Genomic DNA, 9,740 nt, shown 5'->3' with positions numbered 1-9,740 from the left:
TTCGTCGGGGATTCGTCGCGGCAAGCCGACCCGTCGGGCAGGGCGCCCGACTACCGCAGAGCGGGCAGTCGGACCTTCTCGGGGTCGGTGTGGCCGAGATGTTCCCTGTTCCGAGTGCGGCACGGGCTCCGCTGCCGAAGGCGGGGAAGGCGCAGCCGTCACAGGACCAGCTGCTTCTCGGAGACTGACGGACCACCGTCGGAACGGCTCGAGCTCGAGGTCTCGAACCGCCGTGACACCATCGTGGCATCGCCTTGCCCTTGATTTGGCACCACGATGGTGCCATCCTTGTGCCATGGATCTCGCTCCCTATCTCTCCGAGCTGCGTGACCAGCCTGGCCGTTTCACACACCGGTAGGCTCCGCCAACCAACCTCGGCGTGACAGCACGGGAGGCAGGCATGTCCGACACGACGGTACCCACGGCCGAGGACGGCCCGGCAGGTGCGGGCGCAACGGTTGAACGGACCATTGACCTGGGCGAGGCTGCCCGGGGCACGGTGTCGCTCGAGCAGCCCGTCCTGCGGTACACCGCCAATCCGATCCTCACCCCCGCGGACGTGAACCGGGTGTGGCGCGACCCAGCCCTGAAGGTCGTCACCGTTCACAACGCCGGTGCGGCAGTCGTCGACGGTGAGACCGTCTTGCTGTTCCGATCACATCTGCGCTGCGGGATGAGCGTTCTTGGGGTCGCCCGCAGCCAAGACGGCTTGACCGACTGGCGGCTCGACCCCCGGCCGGCGGTGATCCCGGCGACGCCAGGCGATTGGTACGGACCGGGCGTCGACGTCGAGTCCGCCGTCGACATGGAATCGGGCGGGGTTGAAGACGCCCGCCTCAACCCCATCGACGAAACGATCGCCGTCACCTACAGCGCGTACCACGCCGAGGTGAGGAACCGGGTGCGGGTCGCGTTGGCGACCACCGATGACCTGCGCAGCTTCCGCCGTTACGGCCCGATGCTGGACCAAGACATGCGCAACGTGGTCGTCTTCCCGGAACGGGTCGGCGGTCGCTACATGGGCCTGTTTCGCCCCAACGACGCCATGCCCGGTGACGTCGGCGGCGCCTTCACCCAGATCCGAGTAGGGACCACCGACGACTTCCGGACCGGCCCGTGGGACATCGACACCGAACCCATCATGCGCACCGGTGCCGGCCCCAGCGCGTTCTCCGACAAGCTCGGCCCAGGCGCCCCACCGGTCCGGACCCGACACGGCTGGCTGAACCTATTCCACGGGGTGCGGGCCACGATGGACGGAAACCCGTACGTGCTGGGGGTCGCCCTCCACGACCTCGACGACCCGCGCCGGGTGCGCATGTCAGCCATCCCGGTGCTCTTCCCGTCCAGGGCTGACTGCCGCACGCCCGAGGACGGCTATGTTCACGTCCCCAACGTGGTGTTCTCCTGCGGGTTGCTTCGCCACCCGGACGGCACGCTGGTCATCTACTACGCCGGCAACGACACCGTCCTCGACGTCGGGCTCACCCACGAGGACGTCCTCGCCGAACTGTGCCTTCGCTACGGTCAGCACCCACTCACCGGCCGGTTGCTCTACTCGCTCTGACGCGTCAAGCCGGCACGGACGGACAGCACCTGCACTCCTAGCAACGGCACCGACCCTCTGACCGCCGAGATACTCGCCCGTCGCTCCTTCCGTGCATGTGCAAGTGGGCGGGTGGGCCTCGAACCCACGACCGACGGATTATGCGATCGGGGGTCTCGATCAGTGACCGAGCGCGTGGAACACGTCGTAGACCATCCATGCGGGCCAGAAGATGCCTTGGAACACGGCGAGCACGTAGTGCCAGAAGGTGTCCGCCTGCTGCCAGAAGTACACCCAAGCACCGAAGATGCCCAGGCCGTAGAGTGCGCCTCCGCCTGCGGCAGCGGAGTTGCGGTTGTTGCTCATGGTGACCTCCTCGTTGCGGCGCTTCGAGTCTCCTCGCCGACGTCGAGGGCACACGTGACGAAGGTCCCTCCCGGACCGGCCCCCGGCGTGCCTGGTTGAGCGGTACATCAAGGGTGGACGCAGGGTTCGGTACCCCCGTGCCTACGACCACGCAGGCTCCCGAGGAAGACGGACGCGCCCTCGCCCCGGCGGGGGCGCTTCTGTTCGCCCTGGGGATCAGCTCATGAACAGACCCAGGGCACGGCTGCCGTCCGGCGCCCAGCCCACAGGGCTGGCGGGAAGCTCGAGTCAGAGCCTCTGGAGTCTGCGGTACCGGGCCAGCACTCGCTCGGTGTGCGCCCCGCCGAAGGTGATCAGCAGCGAGCGGTCCTCGGACAGGTCGATCACCCGGCCTTGACCCCAGGTGTCATGGCTGACCCTGTCGCGAACGCGGTAGGTCTCCAACGCGACTGGACTGACATCCGCCAACGGGCTGCCGGAGGGACGACGTGCAACGGGAGCGGGGAACGAGTCGATAGTCACCGGGAGAGTATGAGTCCACCGCGAGGCCGGAACCTGCGACTGACACTGAGAATCGCGTCACACAGCCAAGCCTGTCCTGGGCCGGCCCACTCGACGCCCTTCGAGGCCGACCTCGTGGGGAGCGGCGCACTCTGGATCACCCGATGGAAGCCAGCCCTCAACGCCACCGAAGATCGGACACTCCTTGCGCGAGGTGGCGGCGAACCACCGGCGTGGCGCTTGTCAGGTGGCTTTCGCCACTACCGGGCAGTGTGGTGCCGCTGGAGGGTGTGGGCGGGGCGCGCAACCGCGAAATCGTGGAGGGCTCATGGACATCGACAAGTTCCTCGGCAATGCGAAGGACACGCTCACGGTGCGCCGGGTGTTCGGCGAGCCGTACGAGAAGGACGGCGTCACCGTCATCCCGGCGGCGCGAGTAGCCGGCGGTGGCGGTGCGGGCAGCGGGCAGGACGAGAAGGGTCCCCAGGGTGAGGGCGGCGGCTTCGGCATGAACGCCACTCCGGCCGGGGCGTTCGTCATCCGAGGGGGCGAGGTTCGCTGGCGGCCTGCGGTGGACCCGAACCGGGTCTTCACTGTCACGGCCGCCGTGGTGATCGCCGTCGTGCTGACCCGAGGCTGGGTGTTGTCGCGGCTGGCCAAGGCCGGGCGCACCGGGGACCAGCGCTGCGAGTAACGGGGATCGCAGGACTGCAAGTCGCGTCCCCCATGTATGGGACAGCCCGAGTAGCCTTCTCCGCTGCGAGGTCCCTTTCCGCCTACCCCCGTGGGCGTAGAAGGGGGCCTCGCCCGCGTGGTCGGGTCTGCCGCTGCGTGAGGCGACAGGTGCAGGACGTCGAGTTCGCGGCTCCGCCGTTCGCCTGATAGCGCCCCTGGCACGGTCGGTCCTAGGCTCCCGGATCGGAGCCCGGCGACCACCTGGCGACGTTGCACCTAGGGGGCGTTCGGTGGTCGGCCAGGGCTCCGCCACCGTTCTGCACGGGCTGTCGGGCCATGCTCGCCGTCCTAAGGCTGGCCACCTCCACGCTGCCGAACGGCACTGGTAGACGGCGTCCTCACGCGGCCACGCTGAAAGTTGTGGATCTAGTGAGGTGATGACCATGAGCGCCGCGTCTTCTCCCACACCCGTGACCCGTACCCACCACCCTGCACAGAACCTGGTCGTCGCGTCGTGGCTGATGATCCCGAGCATCGTGCCGTGGCTGGTTCTCAACGCCTACGTGGTTGAGGCCACCTTCCGCCGAATGGTCGGAGCCACCCTGATCGACGCCGCCGGGTATCGGGACTCCCTGACCGATCACGGTGCCGCCGGATGGGCGGCCCAGATCGTGGTGTACCTCGTTGCGTTGCTGCCCGCCGTCACCGGCATCGTGTTGGCCTGGATCGCCCACCGGCGAGGCGAGCACACAGCCGCCGTCCTTCCCATGATCGGCAACGCTGTGGTCGCCGGGCTGATCCTGGTCCTGATACTCACCGGGACCATGTAGAGCACTGGCACGTCCGTACCCCCTGAGGCCCCGTCGATCAATCCGGCGGGGGGCGGTCTGGCTCAGCAGCCAGCAGCAGATCAAGCCCTCCACGAAGGCCCGCTACCGCGGCCTGCTGCGCAACCCGGCAGACGGGTGTGACTCCCCGGGGCTGCCCACGCCGAGAAGCGCTTCCTCACACACGAGCAGGTCGCAGACCTGGCGGACGTGAGTGGGGCGGGTGGGGCTCGAACCCACGACCGACGGATTATGAGTACGAACCGAGCAACCCCCTTGACCCGCGGCGATGGTGGCGATCACGTCTCTGACGCGGGTATGCCGTCTACACCGCGTTGGCAGATGTTGGCCACCAATGGACACTTTGCGGACTTACTGCGGACTGATTGCAAACCCCGATACAAGATCATCAGAGGCGATACTTCGGCGTTACCGGATGTCCACGGTCAGTGCGTTGGCACCGCGCTCCCCTTGCTCAGCCGGGCATCTGTCAACGCCGAGCGAATCTTGACCCCTCTGTGCTGATCGAATACCAACCCCGAGAGCAGCTGCCACATCCCGGCGAGCAGGTCACCGGTGGTCCGCGTCGGCAACAGCAACGCCATGATGAACCCGGAGAACGCGGCCACCATCGTGAGCACCGGCGGGTCCGCCAGGCCCCGACCACCGACCGGGACGACTTTGCCCGGGAACCACAGATCGCACTGCACGACCTCCCCAGCGGCATAGACCGTGCGATCCGCGGGGTCCGCGCCCCGGAACAACGGCCGCAACTGCGCGACCCGGGCGCGCAGCACCGATGAGGAATGCTCCCAACCGATCCGCTCGCCGATCACCGTGGCCGCCATGTCGGGGAACTCCGCGAGCAGCGCGCGAATCGCCGGCTCGAACTCATCGACCCGCGACCCCGCCGCGGCCCGCTCATAGCGCGGTGGGGCGTCAGCGGCCAACGCCGCACGCACCGTGTTACGCGCCAACCCCAACCGGCGAGCTATCGCCTTCACGGCCATGCCCTCCGACCGATTCAGACGCCGGATCTCAGCCCAATCTTCCATCATGATCATTCCCTCACTGTGGCCGAGGGGGTCAAGATTCAATCGGCACCAGGGGGTCAGTCTTCACGCGGCGTCGACAGCATCAGCGCCTCCGGATCTACCAGCACGCCATCCAGGACCGTGACAGGGCCGTCGCAGAGGCGTTGTCGGGGTTCGCCGACGCCAAGGTCATCCCGTTGAAGCGGCGGAAGTGATCCGTCGAAGACGGGTGACCGGGTAGCCCTGGCGGGTCCTGAATGTGCCTTGATCCTCCGTCCCCCGACGTGCACCATGCTCACCATGCTGGCTACTGGAGCCCCGTCGCCTGTGGGGCGATGAGCGATGGGGCTCCGTGGCGTCCTCACCTCCCGTGGTGATCGGTCCCTGTCCCGTCTGCCTGTCCGCGATCTCATTTGTGCACTCGTCGAACGGACGATTGTCGGCGATCACAGCCAGCCCCAGGCGTTCGAGCGGAGCCTCGTCTGGCCCCGATACCCCCCTGTCGGGCGGCGGGGCTCCTTGCTTCATCGATCGGGAGGTGCTGAACGAGCAGTCGGGCCGTGCAGGGCTGTTCCTTTGGCGTCTGGTTCTGCTTGCACCGACTGCCGCAGCGACCACCAGGAACCTGCGACCCTCCCGAAGCGTTGCACCGCGCATGGTGGGACAAATCGGACTGATCGCCGCAATGGTGGCGGCGAGAGTCGCCGAGGCTGCGGCCGCTGCGGCCAACTTCGCGATAGCCGTGCTGTGGGGCGCCCCCGCAGTCCCGGACACCGAGTACGAGTCCTAAGCCCCTGCGCAGCAGGGCCATCCCAGTCCTAACCTGAAGTGGTTGTGGAGCCCCCCGCTGCCGCCCGACTCGCACCCATGCGGCAGCGGGGCCAGCCCGCTGAAGCCCTGTCGCCGCTCACCCCCTCTTCCCGAGCGGCGGCGGGGCTTCGTCGCAGTTGCGGGGACCCGGTGAGCAGGCGGAGGTGGCTTCGCCGTGTCCAAGATCCACGGCACCGATCACCCGAACGGCCCAGCGCGCTCCCACACCGACAGGGGATACCTTCGCGTCGGAGCCCCGTCGCACCCAGGGGGGTGTGGATCCGACGGGGCTCCTTCGTGGTCGGTGGCCTCATGGGGCACGATCTCGGCCAGGGCTCTCGTCACCCGAGAAGACTTGCAGCACTTCCCAGTCGATAGGGCCATGTGGGCGATGACTACTCAATGACAGGGTTTCACCACTAAGAGTGACGTATCGTCGTGCCCGCCGCAGCCGCTCGGCCAGACCCCCCCATGGCATGGGTGGCTGCGGTCTTCCAAACGCGTCCTCGCAGTGCTGGCGTCTCGTCCAGGATGACCTCGTGGATCCGGAGCGGGCGGCCACCCTGGTCGAGGCGTACCTCTCGGGATTGACCATGCGCCAGGTCGCGGCCAACCAAACAATCGGCACGACGTCGATACGTGAACCGGACGAGCGCGCTGGTCGTTACCGCCTGCCGCTGGTGACCATCCCGACGCCGTACTCTCCGAAGTGCTCCGCGTACATGCGGGTCCACGGCTCCATCGTCTCGTTGGCGATCTCGGCGAGGGAGTAGTCCTGCGGGCGTGGGCTGGGCGACATGAATCTCCGGGAGATCGACAAGTCCGCACCCGATCCGGGCGGACAACTCACTCATACCCATCCCCGGACCCTTCTCACCGCCCATCGCCCGTGACGTCCCTCACACGGGTACCGCACATGGAAGACAAGCCCGACAGCCCCTACCCCACCGGTCGACCTGCCGCGGATTGGCTCGTCGGTCAAGTACTGCGCTTGTCGCGGACGAGCACGATCAGGTTCCGGCGCTTGATCTCGAACAGCCCAATCGCCTCGACCAGATCGCTCAACTTCCGGTAGCCGTAGTCCCGTGGATCGAAAGCCGTAGTTCCGTGGATCGAACGACGCCTGGTTGCTGATCTGGTTGCCCACCTGCCCCAGGTGCGCCCAGCCGTCATCTCCGCTGGCCGATTCGACGCCGGTGCGGAGCATCCGCACCAGCCGGGTGTCGCCATGTAACTGCCTGGCGTCGCTGGCCTTGAGGACCGGTTCATCCGGCGGAGCCGTTGACGGCCGTTGACTGCGACAGCCGCTCGACGTAGGTGAACTGCGAACAGGCGTTGACAAAGGGTTCGGGGGTCTTCTTCTCCCCGAAGCCGTTTACCCTCAGCCCATCGGTCAGGATCCTCATCACCAAGGGTGTGAAGTCCGCGTCACTGGAGACGATGGCGAACGCATCCAACGAGCGGGCGTAGAGCAGGTCCATCGCGTCGGTGACCATCGCCATGTCAGAGGCGTTCTTGCCCTTGCTGTAGGCGAACTGCTGGATCGGGCGGATCGCATAGGTGTGCAGCGTCGCCTCCCATCGACTCGTCGAGTCAACCGGGCAGATCCACCCCAGTGGTTCGATCATGCCCGACGCGGAGGCTGTTACCGCCGCTTCTGCAAGGGCCTGCAGATCGCCCAGGATGGCGTAGTGGATCCGAAGCGGGCGGCAACGCTGGTCGAGGAGTACCTCTCGGGGTTGACCATGCGCCAGGTCGCGGCCAAGAGGGGGCACAGGCAGTCACCCTCACCCTGAGCGGGTGCAACTCCCTGGTCTGAGCAGCCGGACACGACTGGACGCACTGCACCAAGCCGGTCGCCCTGATCGGCCAGACGATGGTGAACCTACTCCTCGACCACCGGGTGCACGACTCGTTTTGGACCCAAAGCGTCGACACGCCTACCACCACCGGCACTGATGTGACCGTCGGGGACACTGGGCATGAAGACGGCCCCGCACAGCCCCTAGCGGCTCGGTCGGAGCGGGAATCCGGCCACGACAACTACTCATTGATGTCCATCAGTCACTTAACGTGAAGTTGCGTTGACCCCGCTGCAGCCGCTCGGCTGCGCCCCCCGGGGCTTGGGCGGCTGCGGTCTGCGTTGAGCCGCCAGACAGACCGTCGCCATGTCGGCACGGCCACCCGGCGACGGTCAATGACGGGCTCCGCCGTGTGACGAGGACCACCACGCGACATCCCCAACAACTCGTGCCAGCCCCAGTAGCGTCAGTCCCGTAGCCCCGCCGCCCCCTTGGGGGGAAGGACGGCGGGGCTCCGGCATTCATGGGACCTTCGACCCATGAACGGCTGACTTGCATGCGGCCGACGCCCCAGTGTGTCTCCGCCTCAAGTGCACGGCTCCGTGGCCGCTCGCGCTCCCCCCATCGAGCGGCTGCGGCCTGTCGAGGGTCCGTCGTGGCATCGCCATCAGGTCCGTGGGTTGGGGTGGGATACGAGCAAGGTCTCCCAGTCTTCTGCGCTGTCAGCCTGTCTGGACGTGCAGTGGGCTGCTTGCGTTCGCGAGGCGGTCGCGTACGGTGGCGCGATCGAGCGCCGCGGGCTCGGTGGTCCGCAGGAAGTCCAGCAGCACGCGGGCGAACCGGACCGGCTCGTCTTGGTGCGGAAAGTGTCGGGACTGCTCGAAGATCTCCAGCCTGCTGCCGGGGATCGCCGCATGGGCGGCGTGCGCGTGGCCGACGGGGATCACCGTGTCCAGCGCGCCCCACACGATTAGGGTCGCTCGCCCCTCGGCGAGGTAGAGGCGGTTGATGGCACTGACTCGCTGACCACCGGGACCCACGACGCTCCGCAGCGTGTGCACGAATGCCGACCGAGTAGGACTGTCCGCCAAGGAGGCGTAGCCACGGGCTACCTCCCCCACCGAGGGCCGCAATCGGACGGGAAGCCGGCCCAACAACCGGGACATCGCCACCCCCGCGTCACGAACCTGGCGGTGGGCGATCACCGGGAGCACCAGTTCCGCACCGGGCAGCGTCGCGGCCCGCAGCGCCACACTGACCTCGCGGCCCAGCCCCCCGCTGGACACCAGCACCATCCGATCGCAGTGCTCGAAGTACTGGTAGGCGAACTGCATCGCGACACCGCCGCCGAGGGAGTGCCCGACCAACGAAACCCGATCGTGGCCCAGCAGGCCCAGAAGATCCCTCAGCCCACTCGCCTGAGCGCCCAGCGAGTAGTCGGCCTCGGGTTTGTCGGACTCGCCATGGCCGAGCAGATCCGGCGCGATCACGTGGGCGTGCTCGGCCAGCGCGGGGATGACCGGATCCCAGGTCGCGCTGCTGCTGGTGATCCCGTGCACCAAGACGAGCACCGGAAGACGTGGATCACCGGCCTCCCGGTAGGTGATCCGGTGGCCGTGCAGGGTGACTTCGACGTACCGCACGATGGTCTCCTCCGGGCCGCGCCTTCGCCGCCAGGCGTGTGCCCGCCGACCGCTCCAATCCACTCCCCCCGCTACACGCGCCACGCCTCAGGGCGTGGCGCGTTGATCATCGAGGTGTCGAAGCGGATCTCGCGACCTCATGCTGCGCCACGGCTCACCAAGGTCACAAGCCCATCCGAGCCCCTGTTCGGCAGCCAGACCGGCCACCTCGTCCAGCGTTCCGCGCCCAACAACGGAAGTCAGTGCCACCCAGGACACCGGCGGATAGCGGAGTGACAGCGGTGGGAGCCGGCGACCTCCGGCCTAGGTGCCACCGCTGAGCGGCTCGAACAGCACGGTCCTGGTGGTCAGGTTCGGATGAGCCACGTAGCCAGCGTCGCCCCACGACTTGCTCTGGCAACGATCCTTCACCACGGCCGCGATCCAGTCGGCTGCATCGGCTGTCACATGGGTGATCTGGGCGCACCTGTCCTGCCCGAGCAGGTCGAAGAACTCCTCCAGGGTGGCCTTGTCCCGTCCGGGTGCGGCCCAGATCA

Annotated in this window: 8 protein-coding genes and 3 pseudogenes; 5 read left to right on the top strand and 6 right to left on the bottom strand. The window is 67.5% G+C overall.

Translation table 11 applies throughout. From position 1 onward, the window contains the following. The first annotated feature begins 400 nt into the window (after nt 1-400). Nucleotides 401-1,567 (top strand): glycosidase, encoded by a 1,167-nt coding sequence (locus VIM19_07020; protein HEY5184645.1) that lies wholly within the window; start codon nt 401-403, stop codon nt 1,565-1,567. A gap of 159 nt (nt 1,568-1,726) precedes the next feature. Here the strand turns inward: VIM19_07020 and VIM19_07015 are convergent, their stop codons facing one another. Together VIM19_07015 and VIM19_07010 are read right to left on the bottom strand one after the other, a co-directional pair. Beyond that, nucleotides 1,727-1,912 (bottom strand): hypothetical protein, encoded by a 186-nt coding sequence (locus tag VIM19_07015; protein HEY5184644.1) that lies wholly within the window; start codon nt 1,910-1,912, stop codon nt 1,727-1,729. A gap of 288 nt (nt 1,913-2,200) precedes the next feature. Continuing rightward, a complete protein-coding gene (locus VIM19_07010; protein HEY5184643.1) occupies nt 2,201-2,434 on the bottom strand; it encodes a hypothetical protein in 234 nt (77 codons plus the stop codon). A 307-nt stretch (nt 2,435-2,741) separates the two neighbouring features. Here VIM19_07010 and VIM19_07005 point away from each other — a divergent pair, with 307 nt between their 5' ends. Then, nucleotides 2,742-3,107: a spore germination protein GerW family protein gene (locus tag VIM19_07005; GenBank protein ID HEY5184642.1), complete on the top strand. Its 366-nt coding sequence runs from the start codon at nt 2,742-2,744 to the stop codon at nt 3,105-3,107. Nucleotides 3,108-3,531: 424 nt separating this feature from the next. Further along, entirely contained in the window at nt 3,532-3,918 is a 387-nt protein-coding gene (locus VIM19_07000) for a hypothetical protein (protein ID HEY5184641.1), read from the top strand. 527 nt (nt 3,919-4,445) lie between these two features. Here VIM19_07000 and VIM19_06995 read toward each other — a convergent pair. Then, nucleotides 4,446-4,979, bottom strand: a pseudogene (locus VIM19_06995) (IS21 family transposase). 625 nt (nt 4,980-5,604) lie between these two features. On the opposite strand from VIM19_06995, the gene VIM19_06990 reads away from it, so the two are divergent. Continuing rightward, entirely contained in the window at nt 5,605-5,739 is a 135-nt protein-coding gene (locus VIM19_06990) for a hypothetical protein (GenBank protein ID HEY5184640.1), read from the top strand. A gap of 559 nt (nt 5,740-6,298) precedes the next feature. Beyond that, nucleotides 6,299-6,532 carry a hypothetical protein gene (locus tag VIM19_06985; GenBank protein ID HEY5184639.1) on the top strand — a complete coding sequence of 78 codons (234 nt, stop codon included), beginning with the start codon at nt 6,299-6,301 and terminating at the stop codon, nt 6,530-6,532. Between the two features lie 205 nt (nt 6,533-6,737). Here the strand turns inward: VIM19_06985 and VIM19_06980 are convergent. The 3 genes and pseudogenes from VIM19_06980 to VIM19_06970 all read right to left on the bottom strand — a co-directional run bounded on the left by VIM19_06980 (nt 6,738) and on the right by VIM19_06970 (nt 9,740). Beyond that, nucleotides 6,738-7,339, bottom strand: a pseudogene (locus VIM19_06980) (NYN domain-containing protein). 944 nt (nt 7,340-8,283) lie between these two features. Further along, nucleotides 8,284-9,204, bottom strand: a complete 921-nt coding sequence (locus VIM19_06975) for an alpha/beta hydrolase (protein ID HEY5184638.1) — start codon at nt 9,202-9,204, stop codon at nt 8,284-8,286. A gap of 396 nt (nt 9,205-9,600) precedes the next feature. Continuing rightward, nucleotides 9,601-9,740: pseudogene (locus VIM19_06970) on the bottom strand (transposase).

The sequence above is a fragment of the Actinomycetes bacterium genome (assembly GCA_036510875.1).
In the GTDB taxonomy this organism is placed as follows: Bacteria; Actinomycetota; Actinomycetes; order Prado026; family Prado026; genus DATCDE01.
This window is presented reverse-complemented; position numbering and strand designations above follow the sequence as displayed.